Origin of the sequence: Woronichinia naegeliana WA131 (assembly GCA_025370055.1) — a bacterium.
Classification (GTDB): domain Bacteria; phylum Cyanobacteriota; class Cyanobacteriia; order Cyanobacteriales; family Microcystaceae; genus Woronichinia; species Woronichinia naegeliana.
The window spans coordinates 2,118,506-2,143,025 of the sequence record CP073041.1; the positions used below are offsets into that span (position 1 = coordinate 2,118,506).

Sequence of the window (24,520 nt, forward strand, 5' to 3'; positions counted from 1 at the left end):
TATTTTATGGCTATCTCTTAGTTGCCGAACCAGGACAGGTAGAAAGGTATGACTACGAATATGAACGGAATGGAGTGAGCAATTTGTTTATGTTTTCTGAACCCCTAGCTGGATGGCGACACGTAGAAGTAACCGAACGTCGTACTAAAAAAGATTATGCTCATCAACTGAAATCTCTGGTCGATATTTATCATCCAGAAGCCGAAAAGATAACACTTATTCACGACAACCTGAATACTAATGTTTCCTATGCCTTATATGAGACCTTTGAACCCCAAGAAGCCAAGCGTATCCTTGACAAACTGGATATTCATTACACCCCTAAGCATGGTAGTTGGCTCAACATGGCTGAGATTGAGTTGAGCGTTTTATCTCGTCAATGTTTAGCCCGTCGTATTCCTGACAAGGAAACTCTCAACAATGAAATTGCTGCTTGGGAAAAACACCGAAATGAACAATTGCGTACCATTGATTGGCAATTTACCACTGATGATGCTCGCATCAACAGCAATTCTAAATTTAAGGCGAGGTAAGGGTTGTAGAAAACAGGGATAATGGGAAAAGACAACAAGGGAGACAGAGAGGACGAAAAGATGCAAGGAATAATCAGTATGGCTGGTCTGATAGCTTACGTGGTAGCAAGTATAGAGAAAATGAAAGACCCTCGCCAACCCAGTCCAAATACAACCTACAGCCTAAAAGATGTGGTACTAGGTGGTTTCAGCCTGTTTCTAATGCAATGTGAATCGTTCTTAGAACATCAGAGGCAACTCCATAGCCGCAACGGTAGGGATAATCTTCAAACTCTATTCGGTGCCATTAAAATCCCTAGTGACAATCAAATTCGCAATATTCTAGACAAAATCAATGCCAATTCGTTATTTGGGGTGTTTAGTGACATTTACCAACTCCTGAAGACCAGAGGAATATTGACTCGGTATGAGGTGTTAGACAAGCAATTACTAATTCCGCTAGATGGCACAGAGTATTTCTCCTCTCAAAATATTCACTGTGAGCAATGTTCCCATCGAACCCATAAAAACGGGACAGTGACTTACTTTCATTCGGCAATCTTACCGGTAATTGTCTCACCTCAGCAAAAAGCGGTAATTAGTCTTGACCCTGAATTTATTACCCCTCAAGATGGTCACGAGAAACAGGACTGTGAGGTAGCAGCGGCAAAACGTTGGCTCCACAGACATCGAGAATTTTTTGACCCGTTCAGCGTTACTATGATTGGGGGATGACCTCTATAGTCGTCAACCGATGTGCGAAGAGGCTCTTCAAAACCACTTTCACTATCTCTTTGTCTGTTTGCCTGAATCTCACCCCACTCTTTATGAGTTTTTGGACTATGCCGAGAAGATTGGAGAGGTTTACTCTTTCCATGAGCGTCGTCGTCATGGTCGCGATTGGCATGATTATCATTATCGTTGGACTTATCACTTGCCCCTAAGAGATGGTTCCGCCGCCCTCAATACTCATTGGTTCGAGGTTACTGTTACTCGCCGTTCTGATGGTCAGGTTCTCTTTCACAACGATTGGATTACCGACCTTTTTCCCCAAGCCGATAACATTGTTGAGTTAGTCAGTGTCGCTCGCTCTCGTTGGAAAACCGAAAATGAGAACCATAATACTCTTAAGACTCAGGGCTACCATCTAGAACACAATTTTGGACATGGTGACCACCATCTTGCTACCTTTTTGCTCACCTTAAATTTACTGGCTTTCTTGTTTCACACCGTTTTACAGCTTTTAGATGAGTCCTACCAACGTATCCGACTACTTTTAGGGGCTCGAAGATGCTTTTTTTCCCATTTACGCACTCTTACTACCTATTTTGTCTTTGATAGCTGGCAACACCTTCTTGATTTTATGCTTGAGCCATTTGACTCTCTGCCCGCCACTAATTCCTCCTGATTTTTCAAATTTAGAATTGCTGTCGCATCAAACTCAAGCGGCTTTATCCATCAGTTCTACCTTGACTGACTACTAGCAAATACACGCGCAAACGTATCGTCGGAGGGGATGCCATTCAGGGCAAACGCATCTAAATTCTAGACTCCTTATCTGATAAGACTTTCAGCGTTTCATAAAAAATCAATCATGATCTCGGAAACCCTTATCCAGCCTACCTTTCAAAAATAAGATGCATTCACCCTGTCGGCGATCGCCGCAATATAAAGGAGATGGAGTAATAAGAAACCCAGCCAAACACCTGAAAAGGGAAAAAGCCAGGGCCAATCACATTGCCGTAGATTATGAACAAACCAGAGTCCAGAATTAATTGCCAAAAACCCAGCAACGTGAACAGCAAAATTCATGCGATCGTCCAATCGACGGAAGGCGGGATCACTACGATCAGGTTTACGGGGCCAACGAGGAGGCATAGAGCGGCAAAAGTCTTGATGGAAGATCACCCTCTATCCTACAAGATCGGCTCTCGTTTACATCAATTCTGACCGATGGGAAAGCAGAAAAGGCGAGAATCAATAGAAAATTTAGGTTTTATCTATTACAGAACAGCAATTCCAAATTCAAACGGTAACATAGGATACAGACACGATCTTGTTTTTATGGATACAAGAGATATTGACCTAATCTCTGAGTTTTTGGTAGTGTTCTGAATCTGTGGATAGATAGCTTTCTAATGGGCAAAGTGACTACGATTCAGAGGATCGATCCACAGGTTTATAACATCATCAATGAGTTTATGCCGTTTTGTTCGTTCGATGCGAGGGTCATCTATTTCGGCAAAGTGTTCTACCAGTCTATATTTGGGTCGGAGTTTCATCGCTTTTGTTTTCTATGCACTTTCCCTTATTTTCCCTTATCCATCCCTCTATAATGTTCTTGCATCTGTATCATTTTTAGATGCGTTCGCCCTGGATACTTTTCGCCAAGGGCTGCCAACCCTTGCACTTTTATGAGATAATCAGCAATTGCGTGTAAATTACAATCAATCTCGCTCAATCACTATGGCCAGTAAAAAAGGAAAGGGTGCGCGTCTGATCATCACCCTAGAATGTACGGAATGCCGCAGTAATCCTGCCAAGCGATCGCCTGGGGTTTCTCGTTATACCTCGACCAAAAACCGTCGCAATACCACCGCCCGTCTGGAACTGAAAAAGTTCTGTCCCCATTGCAATCAACATACCGTCCACAAAGAAATTAAATAGTCTCAGAAGTCTTAGATCCTCTCTTTTTGAGTCTCATTTCTTCAATAGCGCATTATTTCCTATCCTTAGACCCCGTTATTATCCTCATGAACTACTATCGCAAACGGCTTTCGCCCCTCTCTCCCAAACAACCGATTGACTATAAAGATACAGATCTACTGCGTAAATTTATCACTGAGCGCGGCAAAATTCTTCCCCGTCGTATTACGGGTTTAACCTCCAAACAGCAACGGGATCTGACCACCGCCGTTAAACGGGCGCGTCTAGTGGCACTCCTTCCCTTTGTTAACCAAGAAGCCTAACCTGATTCTAGGGTCTAGATGGGGATGGATTAGATTCCTCCCTTTCACCCGTAGCAAATCTGCAATCTATCCAAAAAAGAGTAATCTCGGTGGAAAAAGGAAAACTGGTCGAATTTAGGCTGCAAGGAGAACGCCGTTTAGCGGTGGCAGACCGCCCAGATGGCAAAAAGGATTGGATTGTCGTTGATCAAGGGGGACAGTCCCACAAGTTACGTCCCCAACGGGTTGAATATGAAGTTTTAGGTGGGCCCTATCAACCGACGGAGATTAAAGGTTTTCTTCAGGAAGTACAGAATTATCTTGAGCCAGAGCATTTAGAGGTGGCTTGGGAGATTTTAGTTGAAGACGGGGCAACGGTAACGCCGCAAGAAATGGCTCAATTGCTTTTTTCGGAGCAAAGTCCTGTCTTTTGTTATGCAGCCCACTGTTTATTGGCTGAAGATAAGATTTATTTTAAAAATAAGGGCGATAGTTACGAACCTCGCTCCATTTCCCAGGTTGAAGAGATTAAGCATCAACAAAGCGTTGAACTGCAACGTCAACAGGAAAAAGCTGGTTTTCTGACTCGTTTGCAACAAGCGATCGCCGGAGAGTCGGTAGAATGGATAGACAGCGATCGTCCCCGTTTGGAGTCCCTAGAGCGTTTAGTCTTGCAGCCCGAACTAAGTCATCGTCAGGCCGAAGAAGTCTTACAACTGCTAGATCGTCATCACACCCCAGAAGCGGCCTTTAGCTTATTGGTAGAATTAGGCTGGTGGCAGCGTCATGAAAATCTCTTTTTGCGTCGTAGTTCCTACCCCCGTCAGTTTTCTAAAAAGGTACTTGACTTGGCTTACTCTGTCCTCCATTCACCACCACCCGATCCTGACCCACAACGTCTGGATCTGACCTGGCTGAAGGTCTATACCATTGACGATGAGAGTACTGAGGAAATAGATGACGGTCTGAGTGTAGAGTTTTTGAGTGATGGTAGTCATAAGCTCTGGATTCACATTGCCGATCCCAGTCGCTTTGTTTTTCCCAACGATGAGTTGGATTTAGAAGCCCGTAAACGCAGTACTAGTCTTTATTTACCCACGGGCATGATCTCTATGTTCCCAACGGAATTGGCGATCGGCCCCATGAGCCTCGTTCAGGGTAAATTCTGTCCCGCTCTCAGTTTTGGGGTCATTTTGGGAGAAACAGGGGAAATTCTGGACTACAGTATCCATGCGAGTTTGATTAAGCCGACCTATCGTCTGACCTACGAAGATGTGGACGAAATGCTCCAGATGCGAATTCAGGCGGAACCAGAGATTGAAATCCTGGCAACGGCAGCAAAATTACGTAAGGATTGGCGCAAGTCCCAGGGAGCCATTAATATCAAAATGCCAGAGGCGGTCATCAAGGTTAAGTCTGAGGATGAAATTATTATTCAATTATTAGAAGCCTCTTTTTCGCGGCAGTTAGTAGCAGAGATGATGATTCTGGCGGGGGAAGTGGCAGGACGTTATTGCCAAGAGAATAATTTACCCGTTCCCTTTCGCGGTCAACCCCAACCGGAATTACCTTCTGAAGAGGAGTTATTATCTTTGCCCCCTGGCCCGGTGCGAGCTTGTGCGGTAAGGCGTTGTATGCCCCGTAGCGAAATTAGTATCACGCCCTATCGTCATGCCAGTTTAGGATTGGATACCTATACCCAGGTGACTTCTCCCATTCGTCGCTATACGGATCTACTGACCCATTTTCAATTAAAAGCCCATCTACGAGGTGAGGCATTGCCCTTTGCTGGGGATCAGGTACAACAAATTCTTTACAGTGTTACGCTCTCTTCCCAGGAGGCGACTTCGGTGGAGCGGCAAACCAATCGCTATTGGAGCTTGGAATATTTGCGTCGCAATGCGGATCAGGTATGGCAAGGGTTAATGCTGCGTTGGTTGCGGGAGGATGAAAATCTGGGCTTAATTTTATTGGAAGAGTTAGGTCTAGAATTACCTCATCGTTTTGAACGTCCTGTTTCCCCCGGCGATCGCCTAGCGGTGCAAGTCAGTCGGGCCGATCCCCATCGAGATGAAATTCGTTTTCGGGAATTATTAGCCAATGAAAGCTAGAGTTTATCAGCACTAGAGCAATGCTAAAACCTTTCTTTAAACCCAGTCAAATTGTTTGTTTGGAACATCAAAATAACTATTTGTACGGAGAGGTCATTCAGATTATTGAGTCGAGACAACTGTGTTGGATACGTCCTTTGATGTTGGCAGTTTTTGCTAACGATATCTCTACGATCAATAGCTTGCAGGAGGCTGAAGAGTTGTGGGATGTCCGCTTAACTTCTGATGTGGCCTATCCGTTACCTCTATTTCGTCCAGCTTTAGATCTGGAGGTTTTGCCATTGATGATGCACTTAGAGGAGGAGGTTGAGGAAGGAGACTCTCTGAGTAAGCAACAGCTGCGTCAATTTTTGGAGCAAATTTGGCAAAGTAATCCTCGTTATTTTCAGCAGTCATAATTCGGTAATAATCCCACAATGTTAGGATTAACCCCAGAAATTTACGCTAGACATTGCGATTGGATGCAGAAAGCCATTCAATTAGCGGCAGTGGCGGCAAAGAGGGGAGATGTTCCTGTCGGAGCAATCATTGTTAATGATCAGGGACAAGTCATCAGTACTGCCTATAACCGTAAAGAACAGGATCAAGATCCCACTGCCCATGCCGAAATTCTGGCCATTCGGGATGCTAGTCAAGCTCTCAAAACTTGGCATCTCGAAAACTGTACCCTCTACGTCACCCTAGAACCCTGTCCTATGTGTACGGGGGCGATCATCCAGGCTCGTCTAGGATTGCTGGTTTATGGCGCAGACGATCCAAAAAGCGGAACCATTCGGGCAGTTTTTAATTTACCCGATAGCCCCGCTTCCAATCATCGTCTCAAAGTTATTGCCGGTATTTTAGAAACGACTTGTCGAGAACAGTTACAAACCTGGTTTACTCAACAACGCCGTTTAAAAACCCTTTAAAATTAGCATTTAACCTAGGGTAGATCGGTTTCTCCCATTAAATAGCGATCGCAGGCTTTAGCGGCTCCTCGACCCTCATTAAAAGCCCAGACCACTAGACTTTGACCCCGACGACAATCTCCGGCTGCAAAAACACCAGGCAGACTAGTTTCATACTGTCCGTAGTCGGCCTTCACGTTACCGCGACCATCGCGCTCTAATTTCAAGGCTGCTAATAAAGGTTCTTCTGGCCCTAGAAAACCCATCGCCAAGAGAACTAGTTGGGCGGGTAAAATTTTCTCTGTGCCAGGAATCTGTTTGGGAATAAATTGACCTTTTTCATTCTTTTCCCATTGCACTTCCACCGTATGAACCGCTTTAACTTGACCCGTTTCATCTCCTTCAAAATGAGTTGCCGTTCGCAGATAAGCTCTGGGATCACTACCAAAAACCGCTTCAGCCTCTTCTTGACCGTAATCTAATTTATACACCTTGGGCCATTCAGGCCAGGGATTATTGGCTGCTCTCTCCTGGGGAGGCTTGGGCATAATTTCTAACTGCACTAAGCTTTTACAGCCATGTCTGAGGGAGGTGCCGACGCAATCGGTTCCGGTATCACCACCACCAATAATCACCACATCTTTACCTTCGGCAGAAATAAAGTCCTCCTTCTGACTCTGATCTAAAATGGTTTTAGTATTCGCTGTTAGAAAATCCATCGCAAAATGAATGCCCCGTAAGGAACGTCCTTCTATGGGCAGATCCCTGGGTTTTGTGGCTCCAGTGCAAAGAATCACCGAGTCAAAATCCTGGAGCAGGGTTTCTACGGGTAAATCTTTACCTACTTCCGTATTGCAAACAAAGGTGACACCTTCGGCCTCCAAGACATTCAAGCGACGTAGCACCACCCCTTCCTTGTCCAGTTTCATATTGGGAATGCCATACATCAGTAAACCGCCAGGGCGATCGGCTCGTTCATAGACTGTCACCCAATGACCCGCTTTATTGAGTTGGGCTGCTGCTGAAAGACCCGCCGGGCCAGAACCAATGATGGCAACTTTTTTGCCTGTTCGTTTAGCTGGAAGTTCGGGAGTAATCCAACCCTCTTGCCAGCCTTTATCAATAATCGAATATTCGATATTTTTAATGGTGACGGGGGGATTATTAATGCCCAACACACAAGAACCTTCGCAGGGGGCAGGACAAACTCGGCCCGTAAATTCAGGAAAGTTATTGGTTTTATGTAAACGCTCTAATGCCTCGCGCCACAAGCCCCGATAAACGAGATCATTAAATTCAGGAATCAGATTATTAATGGGACAACCACTGGCCATGCCGCTAATGATGGTTCCGGTATGGCAAAAGGGTGTGCCACAATCCATACAACGTGCGCCCTGGGTTTGTACTTTTTCGTCGGGCATGGGGAGATGGAATTCATCCCAGTTATGCAGGCGATCGCTGGGGGTTAATTCCGTCGGGAGTTCGCGGGCATATTCTAAAAAGCCAGTGGGTTTTCCCATAGTTATTCCTCAAAGGTCTCTGTGATCATGGTAATTCTTTCTCTGATATTCTGAAATGCTTTTATCTAGATTTGTTGGCATTATCTAAATTCTTTATCTTTAAGCAATCCAGTCTTTTCTAGTTTGGGGCATCTAACTCTTGAAATAAAGGTGTACTCAAATAACGTTCTCCAAAACTCGGTTGAATCATCACGATCAACTTATCTCGATTTTCAGGACGTTTACCGACCTTAATCGCTGCACAAAGAGCCGCACCACTGGAAATACCAGATAATAGTCCTTCTTCCCGCGCTAAACGACGGCCATAGTGGATGGCTTCTTCATCCGTCACCGTGATCACCTCATCGATCAATTCTTGTTTTAAGACCTCCGGGACAAAGCCCGCCCCAATGCCCTGAATTTTGTGGGGGCCAGGTTTTCCACCTGATAAGATTGGACTATTCTGCGGTTCAACGGCGATCGCCATAAAACTAGGCTTACGGGACTTCAGCACCTCAGCAACCCCTGTAATCGTTCCCCCCGTACCCACACCGGCAATTAAAAAATCAATCTGCCCATCTGTATCAGTCCAGATTTCCTCAGCCGTCGATAAACGATGAATTTCGGGATTGGCGGGATTATTAAACTGTTGCAAGATATAAGCATGGGGAAACGTCGCGGCAATTTCCTGGGCCCGTCGGATACAACCACTCATTCCCTCACTACCAGGCGTTAACTCTAACTGAGCACCATAGGCACGCAACATTGCCCGTCGTTCCTGACTCATGGTCTCTGGCATGGTCAAAATTAACTGATAACCTTTGGCCGCAGCCACCATGGCTAGAGCAATACCCGTGTTGCCAGAAGTCGGTTCTACCAAAATAGTTTCTCCTGGCGTAATTAACCCTTCCTGTTCTGCCCGATTAATCATATTAACCCCAATCCGATCCTTGACCGAAGCGGCTGGATTCATACCCTCCAACTTGACCACAATTTGAGCAACACAACCTTCGGCGATCGGAATACGATTGAGTTGAACTAAGGGGGTATGACCAATCAACTCTGTGACATTTTTGGCAATTTTCATGGATTTTCTAACTGAGTGACTCCTTTGTGAATGGTATAACGAAAAAACCCCGCCGCGGGCAGGGTCAAAATGAATTTTAAGATTTCTCAGATTGGAATTATGACCTAGAACGTGAAGGTTCCGCGCAAGGTTCCAATAACTGCATCTTTGGAATTGGTGCTCTGTTCTGGTTTAGAAATCCAGATAACACCAGGAGTTAGAGACAGATTATCAGTAACTTGATACTTGTAGAACATTTCGACCTGAACTGGATTGGTACGAGGTAAGAGTAGGTTATTACCCGAATTTGTAAAACCAGTCAGATAAGGTTGGACACCGGCAAAGATACCTAAAATGTTACCTTCTTTACCGAAGTCGGGGAGAGCAAAACCACCGCCATAAGTCCAGATACTGCCGTTGCCAGCACCTCGAACATTAACGTTGGTGTAGCTTCCAAAGGCGCTGAAGTTTAACCAGTCAGCAACTTTCCAAGCTCCCTGAATACCATAGCTATTGGTTTGTTTGCCACCAAAATCAAAGGGATTGATGAAGTTACCAGTGGTTCCATCTCCGGCTCCACCATAGCTACTCTGAGAGTTATATTCCGTCGTTGGCGTAGGAACAGTACCAACAGAGCCAGCCGCAAAGGCATCATTCATAGTAGAACGAGAGAGGTTAGCTGCGGTAGTTCCAACGATACCAGGACCGCCTTTGCCACCTTGGTTAAAGATCGCGCTATCAGGAGTCGAATAGGCGTTAACGTAGGTTAAAGCAATGTTAATGCTGTCAGAAATATTGGTATTTAACTGGGCTAAAGCACCATAGTTGCCATTAAAGAGACCGTTGCCACCATCAGAGAAGGTATAGTTATTACCGGTTGCAGGGTTAGTGGTGCTCTGACCGCTATTAGGATTGTTAGCCGAGCCTGCTAAATAACCGAAACTTAAGGAACTGGGGCCAAGAATTCCTTCAAGGAAACCAAGTTGAAGGCTAACCCCAACACCAGCACCGCCACCGATTTGGTAGATAGGGTTACGTTGGGAGAATTCACTTAAAGCACCCTTACCACCATCGTAATCTTCAAAGTAGGGGTTTAAAGTGGGAACAAAGTCAGACCATTGACCACCCCAACCGGCAATGTAGGTGTTCAGACGGAAATCTTTACCCAGATCAATAGGAACGTAGTAAGCTAACCAGTCAACTGAAACACTGTTATTGGTGCTGGGAGCTAGGTTAAACTGCTGGGTCATGGTCGGGCTTTCTAAAGGACCATTGGCGATTCCAAGCTGTTGACCACTATTGATATTGGGGTTATAGACGTTATTGGTTTGATTAAAGGACTGAAAGCGAGAAGCACTACCGGCCGCTAAACGAGTAACCAATAAGTCATTGCCACTGAAACTGGTGTTGAACTGTAAACGAACCCGATCTTGCATAACGGCTTGGTTATTGTCCGCCGTGCCGTTAAGAGGGTTTTTGGTGTTGAAGATGGCTGTGGGAGCGATGATCACTTCCCCAGTCAACTTGGTGGTAGTAGAGAACTGGTGATCTTCTAAGAACGAAGTCCGAGCTTCAAGGTTATCAACCCGCGCACCTAAGGCCGCCAGTTCGGCTTCAAACTCTTGCATGAGGCGTTTGAGTTTGTCGATATCTTCCCGTAAAACGGCAACGTTCTCTTGGATTAAACGCTCCATGACGTTCATACAAGCATTTAAACCAGCCGCGAATTCCCAACGGCTAAGAGCACGATTTCCTCGGAAGGTACGATCTGGGTAACCAACGATACAACCATAACGTTCTACTAAGCTTTTAAGAGCTTCATAAGCCCAAGCAGTGGGTTCTACGTCACGAAGTTCGCTAACACTCGTTACCTGATCTGCTGTGTTGGCTTGACCTTCATTCGCGTAGGTATCGACTTGATTTAAAATCTGAGAGCTACTGTTAGTACCATTTCCACTGGTAGCGGGAACAGCTTGGGCCGAAGTAGCAGCTAGAGCGGCTCCAATAATAGCTGGGCTAACCAGCAAAGATTTCCAAAGTAGTTTAAGCATACTGATCGTTTCCTCACACCTTGATTCGACGTATAGGTCTAGTAGTCCTATATTCCCCTTCATTATACACAGCTTTTTCAGATCGGGGAATAAATAACTTTTTTTAACATTATTATCGGAAAGAGATAGAGATTGGCGAGGCCCCTTTAGAACTATCCGCTTCCCTGACACCAAGGCCAGAAAAGCGGTCTAGTCAGGTCAAGACTGATTGAAACCTAGCTGCCGGAAGGAACTCGCTTGAACAATGGTTCGGGAAAAGAGGAACTTATTGTTTAGAGAGCGGCTCCGGCGCACAGCCGGTTAACTCCAATCAGATGACCCATGCTTTTACTGCTTTCACTCATGGACATCACCTCCTTATTTCCTGTACGGAATTTACTGAATCGGTTTATGTTGACAGCTTAACGTAGCTTTTTGGAAAAGGCAAGGCAAGATTGTAAAAAATTTTTAAGGAATTGGGAATTGGCTCCAAAGTGAAGATGGAGATAGGAGGCATGAAGTTGGTAATGATGCCAGCCTTCTATTTTAGGGGAATCTGAAGGTAGAAGACCTTGGAGGGAAAAAAGGGGGGATTCAGACTGTATAGAAAGATTGGAGCGGTGAAATTCATGGCCTCGAAGGGTGTTGCCAGGAGAAAGAAAGGGACCATTGAGAGCGATCGCTTGACGGTAGCCGAGGGTTAATTTCTGTCCCATGACGGTTTGGGTAGGCAAAATCCCCACCATTGGCCAGACTTTACCGCCAAAATCGATGAGGAATTGACAGAGATACATGAGTCCGCCACATTCGGCATAGGTTGGTAGTCCAGCCAGAATAGCTGCTCTTAATTGTTGACGCAGAGGAAAATTGGCACTGAGGGTTTCGGCGTACATTTCGGGAAAACCACCGCCCAGGTATAGTCCGTGAATATTTTCAGGTAGCTTGCTCTCTTCTAGGGGACTCCAAAAGACGAGTTCGGCTCCGTTGACGGTTAACAAATCTAGGTTGTCAGGGTAGTAGAAGTTAAAGACGCGATCGCGGGCGATGGCAATGCGAGGGGAAGAGGGGAGAAAGGGGAGAAAGGGGAGAGGGGGGGACGGGGGGACGGGGGGACGGGGAGAGGGGGAGAGGAGGGGGAGGAGTTTTTCCCAGTTAAAGGATTGGGCTGCCAGGGTGGCGAGTTGGGCAAATAACTGATTAAGTTGAGATAATTCGTCGGTGGGGATTAAACCTAAATGGCGATCGGGAATTGTTAATTGATCGGAACGATCGAGTACTCCCAGAATGGGTAGATTAATAGGTTCGAGGGCTTGTCTAAGTAGAAATAGATGGCGATCGCTGCCGACTCGATTGAGAATAACGCCAATAATAGAAACTTCAGGATCAAGATGTTGATAACCAGAGGCGATCGCGGCGACAGAACCGGATAGGCGAGCACAGTCAATCACGAGGAGAACGGGCAATTTGAGAAGACGGGCAATATGGGCCGTAGAAGCAAAATCGGAGCATTCCTCAAAAGGAATACCATCAAATAAGCCCATCACCCCTTCAATTAGGGCATAGTCAACGGTTTGGCAATGGCGGGCATAGCAAGCTTGCACATAGCTTTCTGAGGTTAAAACCGGATCTAAGTTACGACAGGGCCGTCCTGTCACGGCGGTATGAAACATCGGATCAATATAGTCAGGCCCCACTTTATAGGATTGGACTTTGGCCTGTTTCTGGGCCAAAAAAGCCAAAATAGCTAAAGTAATCGTCGTTTTACCAACCCCACTCCGTTCTCCAGCAATAATTAAGGTCATGCCAATTAACTCAAAATTAATATGAATAATTTAACCTCCCCAACCTCCCCAACCTCCTCATCCTCCTTGGCCTTCATCGGTTTAGGTGTCATGGGTAGCCCGATGGCCCAAAATTTGGTTAAGGCGGGTTATCCGGTTAAAGCCTGGAATCGCACACCAGATCGCCTTCTCGTCCAACAAGCCAGGCAAGCAGGCGTAGAAGTTTTAGCGAGTTTAGCTGAGACGGTACAGGATGCGTCTATGGTTTTCACCTGTGTAAGTGATGTGGCTGATATTCAGTCGGTTATTTTTGGGACAGACGGCATTGCCGCCCAGGCTCGACCTAACACTCTGATTGTGGATTTCAGCACCATTGGCCCCCAAGCAGCCCAGGAAATTAATCTTAAACTCCAATCCCAGGGATTACGGTTTCTTGACGCACCTATTTCAGGGGGTGATATTGGAGCCAGAAACGGAACCTTGACCATTATGGTGGGAGGTGATGAGGCTGATTTTGAGGAAGCTTTACCCATTCTCCAGACCCTCGGACAAAAAATTGTTCATTGCGGCGATCGCGGTAGTGGGCAAGCGGTCAAACTCTGTAACCAGATCCTCTGTAGTTTACATATGGTGGCCCTCTGTGAGGCGATGCAACTGGCCGAAAATTTTGATTTAGATCCCCAGTTAATGATTGAGGTCTGTAATAGTGGGGCCGGAGGTTCCTGGGCTTTGGCCAACCTGGGGACAAAAGTGGCAAGATCAGATTTCGCGCCAGGTTTTATGATCAAGCATATTCTCAAGGATCTCCGTTTAGTAAGGGCAAGTTTGACGGAAGAAAGTTTACCTGGCCTGGAACTAGCTGAAAAGCTTTTTAAACAGGTACAGGAAATGGGAGGAGAAGAACAGGGAACTCAAGCCATGATCCGGGCCTATCGGGAAAATGTCTAATTCCGAAACCAACTGGGATCAATATAGTTACTTTTGGCATAGGGTTCCAGGGCCGCCAATATTTGGGAACCGTAACTTCGAGAATTAACACGCGGATCAAAAACCGCAATCATGCCTTGCTTGTCCCGTAGAGGCATAACCGCCTGTTGCAAAGCCTTGATCGCCGTTGGTAGTAGATAACCTCGAAACCAATCCTGATGATGGCTTTTGTAGTAGTTGACTCGTCGGGCTACCAGGGGATGCTCCAGGGAGGGCAAGGGTAAAGTTCCCAGAATGAGTAGGTGGGGAGTGGGTAATTGTTCTTGCTGTTGACACCAAAAATCCCAGCCACTAATCAAGATGCTGCCAGAGGTTAAATGAAGTTTTTCTACCTGTACCCTGGCTCCAAACTCGGCGGCTAAGAGGGTTCCCAAAAAAGCTTTCAGGGGAAAATCGTCCAATAGAATAACAATAGTTAACTGAAGTCCTAAACTGGCTCGGATTAAACGCTGTACCTGCTCAAATAAAACACTTTTAAATTCGGGAGTATTGGGAAAGGGTAGCTTTTCGGGCAAATAGACCTGAATGGATTCGGTTTGACGATTGGGGGAAAACTTTAAACAGAGTAGCTCACCTAAGCCGAGGGTTTGACGAAAGGTAGTAGCCGGTTTATCCGCATCTAAAAAGCCCCCGATAATCACCACAGGATTTTGCCAGTAGGGTTGCAGTAATTGGGCAAGATGGACAGGACTAAGATGGAGACTAAATTGCCCACTGGGACGTTCTAATTTCGCAAATAGTAAAGAGTTGTCGCTTTGGGTCTGCCAGGTTTGCCAAAAAAATTGTACGGGATGGTTGCAAGGCGCGATCGCCGTTAGTTGCGGTAAATAGGTTATGAGAATGCTTTCTTCCTCTGGGGTTAGGGGATAACATTCGTAGGGATTCGGGGGACGGGAGAAAAGGGCTTTGGTTAAATGAATTTGCAGATCCCGAATTTTTTCCTGTAAGGGCGGCAAGCGTTGGCTTAGGTTTTCCCAATCAGATCGCCTTAGGTTTTGACCAAAATAGTCCCTGGCCCAATTTTCTAGATAATCAGCCTGATCGATGACGGTGGGCAGTTTAATCTGGGGAGAGCCGTCGGTCTGAAATCCCTGGTTAAACCATTGTTCTGGCGTTAAGACTTGAATAGATGATTGAATGGTTTGTCCACGATAGGCTGTTAACCAGGCCTGTAGAGCGGGAAGATCCTGTTCCTGTAGATGCTTTTGACGAGGGGGAGAAACCACAATTTGGAGGGGAATGGCACTGAGTAGGGCAGGAATTAAATAGCTTAAATGGTAGCGATCGCCGAGCGTCCCAGTTTGGATCAAGGCGGAACGGTTTAAGCGCAATGTACGGGATACCAGCCGTCCCATCGTCAAATGATGGCCCCAAAAAGACTGAGGATGGTGTCGTAACCAATCCCTCAAGGCATCATGAACCTCTGTTTCTAACAGTCCCATCGCGATGATTTATCTTTCCCTTCGATCTTTATGGGATGATTAAGAATTATTACGTTCAATGTTAAGGATAAGCAAGTATGGCTGAAATTCAATTTTCTAAGGGGATTAAGGAAACCGTTGTTCCTGAAGTCCGTCTCACTCGCTCTCGTAATGGCCAAAGTGGCACAGCCCGTTTTTATTTTGATGCCCCTAAGATTCTTGACAGCGATCGCACCGATGAAATTACCGGCATCTATCTGATTGATGAAGAAGGGGAAATTGTCAGTCGGGAAGTTAAAGGAAAATTTATTAATGGTCGGGCCACTTCCATTGAAGCTATCCTCATCCTTAATTCTCAACCAGAATGGGATCGTTTTATGCGCTTTATGGAGCGTTATGGCCAGGAAAATGGACTGGAATTTACCCAAGCCTAGCGTTAATAGCGTTTAACTGTGGGTAGGGGCAACTTTTCTCTACTCACCCTGAAATTGAGGAAAGATCCAAAGAGTCAGATTTCTCAAATAGAGGGGAGAACGGCCAGATGATAAGCTTAAAAAAAGCATAATATACAACGATTTGGAGAGATAATGACCGACTCATCTCAAACCCCCTATCTTTTACGAGTAGCGCGTGGCGAAGTGGTAAAACGTCCTCCGGTTTGGATGATGCGCCAGGCAGGACGATACATGAAAGTTTATCGAGATTTACGGGATAAATACCCTAGTTTTCGGGAACGCTCCGAAAATCCCGAATTGGCCATCGAAATTTCCCTACAACCTTGGCGAGCTTTTCAGCCGGATGGGGTAATTATGTTCTCGGACATTCTAACGCCTTTGCCTGGAATTGGCATTCCTTTTGACATTATTGAGAGCAAAGGCCCGATTATTGATCCGCCTATTCGCAGTCAAGCACAGGTGGATAAACTCATTCCCTTTGATCCCGATCGCTCCTTACCCTTTATCAAAACCATTCTGAAAACCCTGCGTCAGGAAGTGGGTAATCAGTCAACGGTCTTAGGCTTTGTGGGTTCTCCCTGGACATTAGCTGCCTATGCGATCGAGGGCAAAAGTTCTAAAGATTATAAGGTCATCAAACAAATGGCCTTTTCTGAACCGGCTATTCTCCACAGTTTTCTGAGCAAAATTGCCGACGCGATCGCGGTTTATGTTCGTTATCAAATTGATTGTGGTGCTCAAGTAGTGCAACTATTTGATTCCTGGGCAGGTCAACTGAGTCCCCAGGATTATGATACTTTTGCCTTGCCCTATCAACAACAGGTCATTCGTCAAGTCAAAGCAACCCATCCCGACACACCGTTAATTCTCTATATCAGTGGCAGTGCCGGAGTTCTAGAAAGAATGGGTAAATCTGGTGTTGATATTGTCAGTGTGGATTGGACAGTGGATATGGCCGATGCTCGTCAACGGTTGGGCCAAGCCATGAAAGTTCAGGGCAATATTGATCCAGGTGTATTATTCGGTTCCCATGACTTTATTAAGGAACGGATTTTAGATACTATCCGTAAAGCAGGTACAGGCGGACATATTCTGAATCTAGGTCACGGTGTTTTAGTGGGTACACCAGAAGAGAATGTACGTTGCTTCTTTGAAACGGCCAAAAAAGCCGATCAATGGCTCTAAGGGACTTGTTCTTAAGTACTCACTCTATCCTGTACACACATCCACCTGTCACCCTTGTTTTGCCTCTCAGCCCTCCAACTTTGGAGATCAAGCCGGTAGTGTTCTGAATCTGTGGATAGATAGCTTTCTAATGGGCAAAGTGACTACGATTCAGAGGATCGATCCACAGGTTTATAACATCATCGAAAGCATCAACTAAACGAGTTTACGCCATTCCATGCTCCAACTCACATCAGGCATATTATGTTAATCGAGACTTTTTATCTTGCTTTTATATTGCAATCTTCTCACCCTCATTTTCCTTCTCCCAATTTTTTACCCTTAATATCGATGACGACCCAATCTCCCGCCCAGATTTCCTTTGAGGAAGCGATTAACCAAAGCCAAACTTTACTAGAACAAGTTGCTGATGGCCAGATCTCCGATGCCGACTTAACAGCCCAAATCACTGATTTAGTGCAAACTGAAAATGGAGCGAGGGGCTTTTTTGTAATATATTTAACCGCCGATCTCCCTTTAGCCGATCATCCTTCCCAAGGTTTAGTCAAAGCCCTACAATCCTCTCCTGATGTGGTGAGTGAGTTATTGGTTAAAAATTTGGCTATGTCCTCAGCAACAGCCATATCCCATGGTCGCAATCAAGATCAAGAGATGGCCGAGGGGTCTAAACAGGTTAGTCGTCGCACGATCGCCCTGATTCAAATGACGAATTTACCAGAGACAAGGGCTAAATTGCAGAGATTAAAAAGCACGATTCAAACAGGTCAAGGAGAATACCAAGCCTTTTTGGAACGTTGGGGTTACGATGCAGAACAAAAACAAGTCATTCTAGCGGCGATCGCGGCTTGTTCTGGCCCCAATCAAGATTAGAGTTTGCTAATATTGAACTAATTAAGTTGATCGTTGTTTTTCGACAGCTTTAAATAGGGCTTGCTGAATAAGTATAGAACCCTTGCCAGATAATGCTTTCAAGCATTTTAAAAACGATCAGGTGCAAGGTTATGGCCTTTGGAGGCTCAAAGCCCATGCACGTCGTTGGAAAACTGGGGGTTGAAATTGGAAACTACTCTCTGAAGTCACCATTTTTCGCCTCCTGTGGCATCTAGGTTAGTTTTGTGGACTTTTTCAGCAGACCCTACTTAGAAGTGAAAAACAGCAAAACAATGGAAACCATTCTTGTACAAGCCCAGACCCTAGTTTATACATTGCTAGGTTTGATGCCGACCTCCTATCAACCCATATTCCGTACCAATTAGAAGAAAATAAATAATTTAAAATTTACACGCTATATGCAGGCATCATTAGCCATCACAACACTAGATATAGACGGAGAAGGAAAGACTATAGTAGTGCGTTTATCCGTGCTTTTGTGCTACATAAAGAGGCGTACTTTTGTTGATCAGCAGATTGTGATTCCTGAAACCTTTGTGGGGAAGCACTTCTGCTAATCTAGACTTGTTCGTATTAATTAAAATTCTTGTTGCCAAGTACGGAATGTGGGTATCAACGCGATAGTTCTACCTGTAAATAATTCGTTGATAGATTATCCTGTGAAACGGTACGATAGGGCTTTCGAGCTCGCGTCAGATGTAATCAACGAAAATTTTACAGCAAGAAAAATTTGAGTGGAAATCGCATTGTCCCTAACCACTAACCGCTCTAGCTCACACTAGAACCCGATGCATAAAAGGCAACCACGATTAAACCACCCACCAACAAGAGGGTAATGACAGCCAGAATTAGATAATTGCGTTGTTCTTTTTGACTTAGAGGTTGGGCTTGGTAGATCTTGGGTTCTCTGGCAAAATTGTTCAACCGTCCATCGTCATCTTTATAAGACATCGATTAAAACTCCTGTTAATAAAAATTTATGATTGGCAGATATCGCCGCCTGAGTATTTTCGCTTATTCTGGATCGGATTGCAAACTGTTGTCCCAAGCCATTGACTGATTTAAGCTCGTTCTAAGCACAAGACTAGTACGGCTTTGCGATACAGTTCAAAAAAAGTACAGATAATTGAACAACACAAACAAAGAGGATGATCGCTGTTTAACTTTTCTAGATTGAGTCAGAGGCGATCACCTACGATTTGAGAATTGTGTAAAGAATTGTATATGCTTGTACTTTAATGTCAGATGTTTGGTGCTATGATTTTCAGGAGTCAGGCTTTTCTTTGAATAGATTAGTCATTGCTGTAAAATTTTCGTTGATTACATCTGACGCGAGCTCGAAAGCCTTATCGTACCGTTTCACAGGATAATCTATCAACGAATTATTTACAGGTAGAAATTTTTTGATAAATCCTACAATAGATCATCATTCCTTTAACGCTTCCCATCTTTAATCTATGTCAGTTTTAGCGGCGATCGCGGTTTTAGCTCTGTTAATTGTGGTTCATGAATTGGGGCATTTTGCCGCAGCCAGATTACAAAATATTCGGGTTAGTCGTTTTTCTCTCGGCTTTGGCCCCGTCTTGCTCAAATATCAGGGAGCAGAAACCGAATATGCGATTCGCGCCATTCCTCTGGGAGGCTACGTTGGTTTTCCCGATGATGATCCCGAAAGTGATCTACCCGCCGATGATCCTGATCTACTTCGCAACCGTCCCATTTTAGATCGGGCGATCGTGATTAGTGCCGGTGTCATTGCTAACCTGATTTTTGCTTACTTTTTGTTAGTGGGTCAGGTAACGACCGTTGGACTACAGGATTTACAACCCGGTTTACTCGTTCCCCATGTTGATCCCGCTTCAGCAGCGATCGCGGCAGGAATGAAACAGGGTGATATTATTCTCGGGCTAGAAGGTCAACCCCTACCACCCTATCCAGATGCCAGCAAGACCTTTGTGGAAACCATCAAAAATGCAGCCAATCAGCCTGTTAATTTAACCCTCAAACGGGACAATCAAGAAATTAACCTCACCCTAACCCCGATCGCCAGCGAAAATGGCCAGGGCAAAATTGGCGTTGCACTACTACCCAACCTTAAAATTCGTCGCGCTCAGAATATTGGAGAAGCTCTCGTGTATGGGGCTGATGCTTATCAGCGTATTGCCACTTTAACCGTTCAAGGCTTTTGGCAACTGATTAGTCACTTCCAAGAAAATGCCCAACAAGTGGCTGGCCCCATCAAAATTGTCGAATATGGAGCCACTATTGCCCGCAATGATCTCGGTAATCTTTTCCAATTTGCTGCCTTAATCAGTATCAATTTGGCCGTGATTAATATTTTGCCTTTACCAGCCCTAGATGGCGGTCAACTGGTCTTTTTATTGATTGAAGGACTTTTTGGCAAACCTCTACCCAATAAAATCCAAGAAGGCATTATGCAAACTGGATTAGTTCTACTTTTGGGTTTAGGAGTTGTGCTGATTGTTCGAGACACTCTTAATCTCGCCATTTTTCAGGAACTCTTCCAATAGCCATGGCCAGCCTTGTTCGTAAATTTGCCAGCCAGAAACAACGTACCTTAGAAATTCTCGTCATTCTGAAGCGACTCTATCCCAATGCCACCTGTAGCTTAAATTACGAAACTCCTGTTCAGCTTTTGGTGGCCACCATTCTTTCTGCCCAATGCACCGATGAGCGAGTAAATAAGGTGACACCAGAACTATTCAGACGTTTTCCTGATGCAGCAGCCCTAGCCTATGCTGATCGAGAAATTTTAGAAAGCCTAGTTCACTCAACAGGTTTTTATCGCAACAAAGCCAAGAATATTCAGGGAGCCTGTCGCAAAATTGTTGAGGAGTTTCAGGGAGAAGTCCCCCAACAAATGGAACTCCTTTTAACCTTGCCAGGGGTAGCTCGCAAAACAGCCAATGTCGTTCTAGCCCATGCCTTTGGCATCCTTCAGGGGGTAACTGTTGACACCCATGTCCGACGTTTAAGCCAACGATTAGGATTATCGGTCGAGACTGATCCTGTCAAAATTGAACGAGACCTAATGAAGCTTGTCCCCCAAGCGGATTGGGAAAATTTTTCCATCAGCATCATTTATCATGGTCGGGCGGTCTGCAATGCCCGTAACCCCAACTGTCCAGCCTGTTCTCTGAGCCACCTTTGTCCTTCTAAAAAAGGGTGCGACCTTTAGTTGATAAAAGCTGTTGTAATCAGGGTTCTACAGGGAACCCATATTGATCAAGTTTTGCCCAAAATTGACTCCATCGTTCCTTGGTCAATACCAAAGCTCGTAGGCTCAAAATAATTCCTGCTCCTTTTTCCTTCCATCGCATCCCTGAACAACATAATCGTTGTTTGACCAACGTCTTACAAGCTGCTTCCGTAACACCTGAACCAATCGGATACTTTTTCTCTATGTATTCAGCATAATCCATTTGATGCTGATGATTCTCGTAATAAGTAATCGCCGCTTGTAGTTTCTCGGTAAGATTCTTAGAATGACTTTTTTCTTCTTTGACTTCTTTCATCAGATTTAGCAGTTCTCCTGCTTTTCCTTTTTCATGCTTGAGTTCTCGACAATTTTCAGTCAACCATTCTTTTTGTTTTGACACGGTATTCGGATGCAACGCTTCTGCCAAGGCACCTAAGTAACCAGAGGCATGATAGAAATCTAATATCTGTTCTTCCGTTTGCTTTTCTAAAAACTTCCAATTTGATTCTGCCCCGTCTGCTATCCCGACCAATGTTGCCTCTGGATAACGGTTTTTCGCTCGCTCAATTTCTCTTTCTAATCTTTCTAGAAAACTCTTTTTTCCATACTCTGGTGCCGCACCTAGATAGATTGTATGTTGACGTTCGCCTTCACTATCGTATAGGGAAACGGTTCCCACCATTGCTTCACGGTAGCCATCCTCACACATCAGCATACAGGTTCCATCTAATCCTATTCCCACTGTTGCAATTTGGCTATCCTCCTTGGGCGGGGCATAACTCCACGCTTCTTCTTTTGCCTGTACCACACTTCCTACTGCTTCACTCAATCTTTGGATATAGGATAGCGCTACTTTTCTACCATGATTTTCTAATAAATCATTTTTCACCTCTTTGCCTGCCATCCCTGACATTTTTGAGGATACCTGTTTTGCCAATAATGGCGTTGATGTTATGATTATCCTTGCTTCTCTTTCTAAGGGGCAATACGTTTTTCCTCAAAGGTGAACGCTGATATACATGACGATTCACTATAACCTCACCATAAGGTGTTTGATATTCTTTCGGTTGCTCTCCCTTACTCTTCCAGATTTCTTCACCGATTTTTAAGGGTGAACCATCTGTATCTAAATATTTCAAGGCTTCTTTGCTGGCGATGCAACCTACTTCGTTTAAGCCTTTTTGAATATTTATTTCTGTATCCAACATTGAACGACTGAGTTCTAATGTTAGTTCTATTTTTATCTTTGAACCCTCTACATTAATTAGTTTTGCTGTCATCATTGTTTCCTCTTTGTCACTTTTCATCCCATGTTAACACTTTTCTTTTCCTTCATCAACTAAAGGTCACACCCCTAAAAAAGAAGCAAATTAGCGATTAGGACAATTAGAGTTGGGATTATTCTTCCTCGCCGCCACCAATGCCGATCCCTGTATTATAAACTTCCGCGTTTTTTATATTAATACCATCCATTAAGGCTCCTGTAACGTCAGCATCATACAGCTTGGCTTCTGCAAAATTCGCTTGTTTTAAGTTGGCTAAATTTAAACTGGCATTCGTTACCATCGCGCCCTGTAGATTTGCCTTTTGGAGATTTGCTCCAGTTAAATCGGCTCCTTCTAAATTAGCATTGGCTAAATCGGCCCCTTGTAATTTGGCATTACGTAAATCGGCCCCAATTAAGTGTGCGCCCCGTAGATTTGCCCCTTGGAGATCGCACCCCATACATTCTCCTGTCGTTAATAGCTGTTTCACCTGGGCGGGATTTTGAGCTTGAACGGTAGTTCCCCAAACTAAAGGGATAATGAGGATGAGACTAGCGATAAATGTAGATTTCATGACTTTCCTCCTCGCGCTCCTCACGCTTGCTAATTTCAGAATATCGGAAGAATAAGGGTTAGGACTTCACCCAACTGGGCTAACTTTTTTCATTACCTAGAAATTTCCGCACCTTCATCGTCCTTTGCGTTGCCAATTCTTTCCCTAAAAACGATGGGAAGTTAAGGCTTCTGTAGCACAAAACACAAAAAAACACCTTTGAATTTGTTGCAATGAAGTCTTTGCAAGCACTTATATTTCTTGACCTCAGATGGGGAGTGACAACTCGAATGAAAATATTTAAGCGGATAGGGATCTTGTGCTCTAGCTGCCTGGGGCTATATGTAGCATTGCCGATCGCCCAGGTTTTAGCAGAACCTACCATAGAAGAAAAATTAGCGAGTGCCCAGGTCGCAGCCGATACCTCATGGATGTTGATTTCTACGGCCTTAGTGTTATTAATGACGCCTGGTTTAGCTTTCTTCTACGGAGGCTTTGTTGCTAAACGTAATATGCTCAATACCCTAATGATGAGCTTTGTCATGATGGGGATTGTGGGTACAACCTGGGTACTTTGGGGCTATTCCCTTGCCTTTGATCCTGGCAATCCCATCATTGGTAGTTTTGATTGGGTCTTTCTGAATAATGTGGGGTTGGAAACAACAGATTACCTAAAAGGGTCGCTTCCAGAGGAAGTCTTAAGTTATGCACCCACTATTCCCCACGAAGCCTTCATGATGTTCCAGGGGATGTTTGCGATTATTACCCCGGCCTTGATTTCTGGGGCGATCGTTGAGCGAATTAGTTTTAAAGCTTTTGTTTTGTTTGTCACCATCTGGTCAACCTTTATTTATTCTCCCATGGCCCATATGGTTTGGGCAAAAGGGGGATTGTTAGGTCTGTTGGGTGGCATCAATGCCCTGGACTTTGCTGGCGGAACAGTTGTTCACATTGCCTCTGGCGTATCTGCCCTAGTAGCGGCGATTGTGGTTGGTCGTCGCAAAACCTATCCCGATCGCCTGTCCCCTCCCCACAATGTCCCCTTCATTCTCTTAGGAGTAGGTCTGCTCTGGTTTGGCTGGTTTGGTTTTAACGGTGGCAGTGCTTTGGCCTCTGGTGGCTTAGCTACGATCGCCTTTGTCACCACTAACACGTCTGCGGCTGCGGCAATGGTGATGTGGCTGATTCTAGAGCAGGTCTTAAGAGGGAAGCCTACAGCCGTTGGTGCGGGCACAGGAGCGGTTGCTGGCTTGGTAGGTATTACTCCTGCGGCTGGTTTTGTTACGCCAGTTTCTGCCATCCTCATTGGAGTGATTACCGCCACCTGTTGTTTCTTTGCTGTTAGCTATAAAGTCAAATTTGGTGTTGATGATAGTCTAGATACCTATCCCGTTCATGGTGTAGGGGGAACGGTTGGTGCCTTGTTAACTGGAGTTTTTGCCACAACGGCGGTTAATAGTGCTGGAAAAGACGGATTATTGTCTGGCAACCCTCAACAACTATTTATTCAATTAGCGGCGGTGCTGCTCACCTATGTTTTTGCGGGCGCGGGAACCTTTGTGATTCTCAAGATCGTTGACGCGCTGGTTGGTTTACGATTGAAACCAGAAGCGGAATTCCAAGGTATGGATATCAATGATCATGGAGAAGAGGCTTACGGAGAAGAATTTAGTGCCGGATTTGGTGGTGGCAGTCATTAATCATCTGCC

The 24,520-nt window shown here is 45.0% G+C and carries 23 protein-coding genes and 2 pseudogenes; 15 read left to right on the forward strand and 10 right to left on the reverse strand.

Features of this window, described 5'->3' with window-relative positions:
• Positions 1–17 precede the first annotated feature (17 nt).
• From KA717_10830 to KA717_10840, 3 genes and pseudogenes are all read left to right on the forward strand, one after another.
• Positions 18–533: pseudogene (locus KA717_10830) on the forward strand (IS630 family transposase).
• Positions 534–554: 21 nt separating this feature from the next.
• The gene (locus tag KA717_10835) at positions 555–1,247 is read left to right on the forward strand and encodes a hypothetical protein (protein ID UXE63108.1); all 693 of its coding nucleotides are present in this window, start codon (positions 555–557) and stop codon (positions 1,245–1,247) included.
• Entirely contained in the window at positions 1,237–1,920 is a 684-nt protein-coding gene (locus KA717_10840; protein ID UXE63109.1) for a hypothetical protein, read from the forward strand. The genes KA717_10835 and KA717_10840 overlap by 11 nt, the downstream gene beginning before the upstream one ends.
• A 218-nt stretch (positions 1,921–2,138) precedes the next feature.
• Here the strand turns inward: KA717_10840 and KA717_10845 are convergent, their stop codons facing one another.
• The gene (locus tag KA717_10845; GenBank protein ID UXE63110.1) at positions 2,139–2,390 is read right to left on the reverse strand and encodes a hypothetical protein; all 252 of its coding nucleotides are present in this window, start codon (positions 2,388–2,390) and stop codon (positions 2,139–2,141) included.
• Between the two features lie 257 nt (positions 2,391–2,647).
• Entirely contained in the window at positions 2,648–2,794 is a 147-nt protein-coding gene (locus tag KA717_10850) for a transposase family protein (protein UXE63111.1), read from the reverse strand.
• 184 nt (positions 2,795–2,978) lie between these two features.
• On the opposite strand from KA717_10850, the gene rpmG reads away from it, so the two are divergent.
• The 5 genes from rpmG to tadA all read left to right on the forward strand — a co-directional run bounded on the left by rpmG (position 2,979) and on the right by tadA (position 6,479).
• Positions 2,979–3,179, forward strand: a complete 201-nt coding sequence (gene rpmG, locus KA717_10855; protein ID UXE63112.1) for a 50S ribosomal protein L33 — start codon at positions 2,979–2,981, stop codon at positions 3,177–3,179.
• Positions 3,180–3,265: 86 nt separating this feature from the next.
• Positions 3,266–3,481, forward strand: a complete 216-nt coding sequence (gene rpsR / locus KA717_10860; GenBank protein ID UXE64623.1) for a 30S ribosomal protein S18 — start codon at positions 3,266–3,268, stop codon at positions 3,479–3,481.
• Positions 3,482–3,570: 89 nt separating this feature from the next.
• Positions 3,571–5,571: a ribonuclease R gene (locus KA717_10865; protein ID UXE63113.1), complete on the forward strand. Its 2,001-nt coding sequence runs from the start codon at positions 3,571–3,573 to the stop codon at positions 5,569–5,571.
• A 20-nt stretch (positions 5,572–5,591) separates the two neighbouring features.
• Positions 5,592–5,969, forward strand: a complete 378-nt coding sequence (locus KA717_10870; GenBank protein ID UXE63114.1) for a hypothetical protein — start codon at positions 5,592–5,594, stop codon at positions 5,967–5,969.
• A gap of 18 nt (positions 5,970–5,987) precedes the next feature.
• Complete coding sequence (gene tadA, locus KA717_10875; protein ID UXE63115.1) at positions 5,988–6,479, forward strand: tRNA adenosine(34) deaminase TadA; 492 nt, start codon at positions 5,988–5,990, stop codon at positions 6,477–6,479.
• A 14-nt stretch (positions 6,480–6,493) separates the two neighbouring features.
• On the opposite strand, the gene gltD is transcribed toward tadA, so the two are convergent.
• The 4 genes from gltD to KA717_10895 all read right to left on the reverse strand — a co-directional run bounded on the left by gltD (position 6,494) and on the right by KA717_10895 (position 12,855).
• The gene (gltD, locus tag KA717_10880; GenBank protein ID UXE63116.1) at positions 6,494–7,978 is read right to left on the reverse strand and encodes a glutamate synthase small subunit; all 1,485 of its coding nucleotides are present in this window, start codon (positions 7,976–7,978) and stop codon (positions 6,494–6,496) included.
• A 118-nt stretch (positions 7,979–8,096) separates the two neighbouring features.
• Positions 8,097–9,044, reverse strand: coding sequence for a cysteine synthase A (gene cysK / locus KA717_10885; protein ID UXE63117.1), 948 nt, complete (start codon positions 9,042–9,044; stop codon positions 8,097–8,099).
• Between the two features lie 104 nt (positions 9,045–9,148).
• Complete coding sequence (locus KA717_10890) at positions 9,149–11,074, reverse strand: iron uptake porin (protein UXE63118.1); 1,926 nt, start codon at positions 11,072–11,074, stop codon at positions 9,149–9,151.
• A gap of 401 nt (positions 11,075–11,475) precedes the next feature.
• Positions 11,476–12,855 (reverse strand): cobyrinate a,c-diamide synthase, encoded by a 1,380-nt coding sequence (locus KA717_10895; GenBank protein UXE63119.1) that lies wholly within the window; start codon positions 12,853–12,855, stop codon positions 11,476–11,478.
• Positions 12,856–12,876: 21 nt separating this feature from the next.
• Here KA717_10895 and KA717_10900 point away from each other — a divergent pair, with 21 nt between their 5' ends.
• The gene (locus KA717_10900; protein ID UXE63120.1) at positions 12,877–13,782 is read left to right on the forward strand and encodes an NAD(P)-dependent oxidoreductase; all 906 of its coding nucleotides are present in this window, start codon (positions 12,877–12,879) and stop codon (positions 13,780–13,782) included.
• On the opposite strand, the gene KA717_10905 is transcribed toward KA717_10900, so the two are convergent.
• Positions 13,779–15,263, reverse strand: coding sequence for an ATP-dependent DNA helicase (locus tag KA717_10905; protein UXE63121.1), 1,485 nt, complete (start codon positions 15,261–15,263; stop codon positions 13,779–13,781). The genes KA717_10900 and KA717_10905 overlap by 4 nt on opposite strands.
• A 77-nt stretch (positions 15,264–15,340) precedes the next feature.
• Here KA717_10905 and psb28 point away from each other — a divergent pair, with 77 nt between their 5' ends.
• The 3 genes from psb28 (at position 15,341) to KA717_10920 (ending at position 17,752) form a co-directional block, all read left to right on the forward strand.
• Positions 15,341–15,676: a photosystem II reaction center protein Psb28 gene (gene psb28, locus KA717_10910; protein UXE63122.1), complete on the forward strand. Its 336-nt coding sequence runs from the start codon at positions 15,341–15,343 to the stop codon at positions 15,674–15,676.
• A 153-nt stretch (positions 15,677–15,829) separates the two neighbouring features.
• Positions 15,830–16,882, forward strand: a complete 1,053-nt coding sequence (hemE, locus tag KA717_10915) for a uroporphyrinogen decarboxylase (GenBank protein ID UXE63123.1) — start codon at positions 15,830–15,832, stop codon at positions 16,880–16,882.
• A gap of 330 nt (positions 16,883–17,212) precedes the next feature.
• Positions 17,213–17,752 carry a hypothetical protein gene (locus KA717_10920; protein ID UXE63124.1) on the forward strand — a complete coding sequence of 180 codons (540 nt, stop codon included), beginning with the start codon at positions 17,213–17,215 and terminating at the stop codon, positions 17,750–17,752.
• A gap of 789 nt (positions 17,753–18,541) precedes the next feature.
• On the opposite strand, the gene KA717_10925 is transcribed toward KA717_10920, so the two are convergent.
• Entirely contained in the window at positions 18,542–18,724 is a 183-nt protein-coding gene (locus KA717_10925; protein UXE63125.1) for a ssl1498 family light-harvesting-like protein, read from the reverse strand.
• A 506-nt stretch (positions 18,725–19,230) separates the two neighbouring features.
• Here KA717_10925 and rseP point away from each other — a divergent pair.
• The gene (rseP, locus tag KA717_10930; protein UXE63126.1) at positions 19,231–20,304 is read left to right on the forward strand and encodes an RIP metalloprotease RseP; all 1,074 of its coding nucleotides are present in this window, start codon (positions 19,231–19,233) and stop codon (positions 20,302–20,304) included.
• Between the two features lie 2 nt (positions 20,305–20,306).
• Complete coding sequence (gene nth / locus KA717_10935) at positions 20,307–20,972, forward strand: endonuclease III (protein ID UXE63127.1); 666 nt, start codon at positions 20,307–20,309, stop codon at positions 20,970–20,972.
• A 19-nt stretch (positions 20,973–20,991) separates the two neighbouring features.
• On the opposite strand, the pseudogene KA717_10940 reads toward nth, so the two are convergent.
• A pseudogene (locus KA717_10940) lies at positions 20,992–22,273 on the reverse strand (ISKra4 family transposase).
• A 118-nt stretch (positions 22,274–22,391) separates the two neighbouring features.
• A complete protein-coding gene (locus tag KA717_10945) occupies positions 22,392–22,832 on the reverse strand; it encodes a pentapeptide repeat-containing protein (protein UXE63128.1) in 441 nt (146 codons plus the stop codon).
• A gap of 410 nt (positions 22,833–23,242) precedes the next feature.
• On the opposite strand from KA717_10945, the gene KA717_10950 reads away from it, so the two are divergent.
• Positions 23,243–24,511, forward strand: a complete 1,269-nt coding sequence (locus KA717_10950) for an ammonium transporter (GenBank protein ID UXE63129.1) — start codon at positions 23,243–23,245, stop codon at positions 24,509–24,511.
• Positions 24,512–24,520: the final 9 nt, after the last annotated feature.

What these genes read in the sequence shown, in the direction of transcription:
- KA717_10835 (UXE63108.1), top strand. Translation starts at nt 555, where the DNA reads ATGGGAAAAGACAACAAGGGAGACAGAGAGGACGAAAAGATGCAAGGA.
- KA717_10845 (UXE63110.1), bottom strand. Translation starts at nt 2,390, where the DNA reads ATGCCTCCTCGTTGGCCCCGTAAACCTGATCGTAGTGATCCCGCCTTC.
- KA717_10850 (UXE63111.1), bottom strand. Translation starts at nt 2,794, where the DNA reads ATGAAACTCCGACCCAAATATAGACTGGTAGAACACTTTGCCGAAATA.
- rpmG (UXE63112.1), top strand. Translation starts at nt 2,979, where the DNA reads ATGGCCAGTAAAAAAGGAAAGGGTGCGCGTCTGATCATCACCCTAGAA.
- rpsR (UXE64623.1), top strand. Translation starts at nt 3,266, where the DNA reads ATGAACTACTATCGCAAACGGCTTTCGCCCCTCTCTCCCAAACAACCG.
- KA717_10870 (UXE63114.1), top strand. Translation starts at nt 5,592, where the DNA reads ATGCTAAAACCTTTCTTTAAACCCAGTCAAATTGTTTGTTTGGAACAT.
- tadA (UXE63115.1), top strand. Translation starts at nt 5,988, where the DNA reads ATGTTAGGATTAACCCCAGAAATTTACGCTAGACATTGCGATTGGATG.
- gltD (UXE63116.1), bottom strand. Translation starts at nt 7,978, where the DNA reads ATGGGAAAACCCACTGGCTTTTTAGAATATGCCCGCGAACTCCCGACG.
- cysK (UXE63117.1), bottom strand. Translation starts at nt 9,044, where the DNA reads ATGAAAATTGCCAAAAATGTCACAGAGTTGATTGGTCATACCCCCTTA.
- KA717_10890 (UXE63118.1), bottom strand. Translation starts at nt 11,074, where the DNA reads ATGCTTAAACTACTTTGGAAATCTTTGCTGGTTAGCCCAGCTATTATT.
- KA717_10895 (UXE63119.1), bottom strand. Translation starts at nt 12,855, where the DNA reads ATGACCTTAATTATTGCTGGAGAACGGAGTGGGGTTGGTAAAACGACG.
- KA717_10900 (UXE63120.1), top strand. Translation starts at nt 12,877, where the DNA reads ATGAATAATTTAACCTCCCCAACCTCCCCAACCTCCTCATCCTCCTTG.
- KA717_10905 (UXE63121.1), bottom strand. Translation starts at nt 15,263, where the DNA reads ATGGGACTGTTAGAAACAGAGGTTCATGATGCCTTGAGGGATTGGTTA.
- psb28 (UXE63122.1), top strand. Translation starts at nt 15,341, where the DNA reads ATGGCTGAAATTCAATTTTCTAAGGGGATTAAGGAAACCGTTGTTCCT.
- hemE (UXE63123.1), top strand. Translation starts at nt 15,830, where the DNA reads ATGACCGACTCATCTCAAACCCCCTATCTTTTACGAGTAGCGCGTGGC.
- KA717_10920 (UXE63124.1), top strand. Translation starts at nt 17,213, where the DNA reads ATGACGACCCAATCTCCCGCCCAGATTTCCTTTGAGGAAGCGATTAAC.
- KA717_10925 (UXE63125.1), bottom strand. Translation starts at nt 18,724, where the DNA reads ATGTCTTATAAAGATGACGATGGACGGTTGAACAATTTTGCCAGAGAA.
- rseP (UXE63126.1), top strand. Translation starts at nt 19,231, where the DNA reads ATGTCAGTTTTAGCGGCGATCGCGGTTTTAGCTCTGTTAATTGTGGTT.
- nth (UXE63127.1), top strand. Translation starts at nt 20,307, where the DNA reads ATGGCCAGCCTTGTTCGTAAATTTGCCAGCCAGAAACAACGTACCTTA.
- KA717_10945 (UXE63128.1), bottom strand. Translation starts at nt 22,832, where the DNA reads ATGAAATCTACATTTATCGCTAGTCTCATCCTCATTATCCCTTTAGTT.
- KA717_10950 (UXE63129.1), top strand. Translation starts at nt 23,243, where the DNA reads ATGTTGATTTCTACGGCCTTAGTGTTATTAATGACGCCTGGTTTAGCT.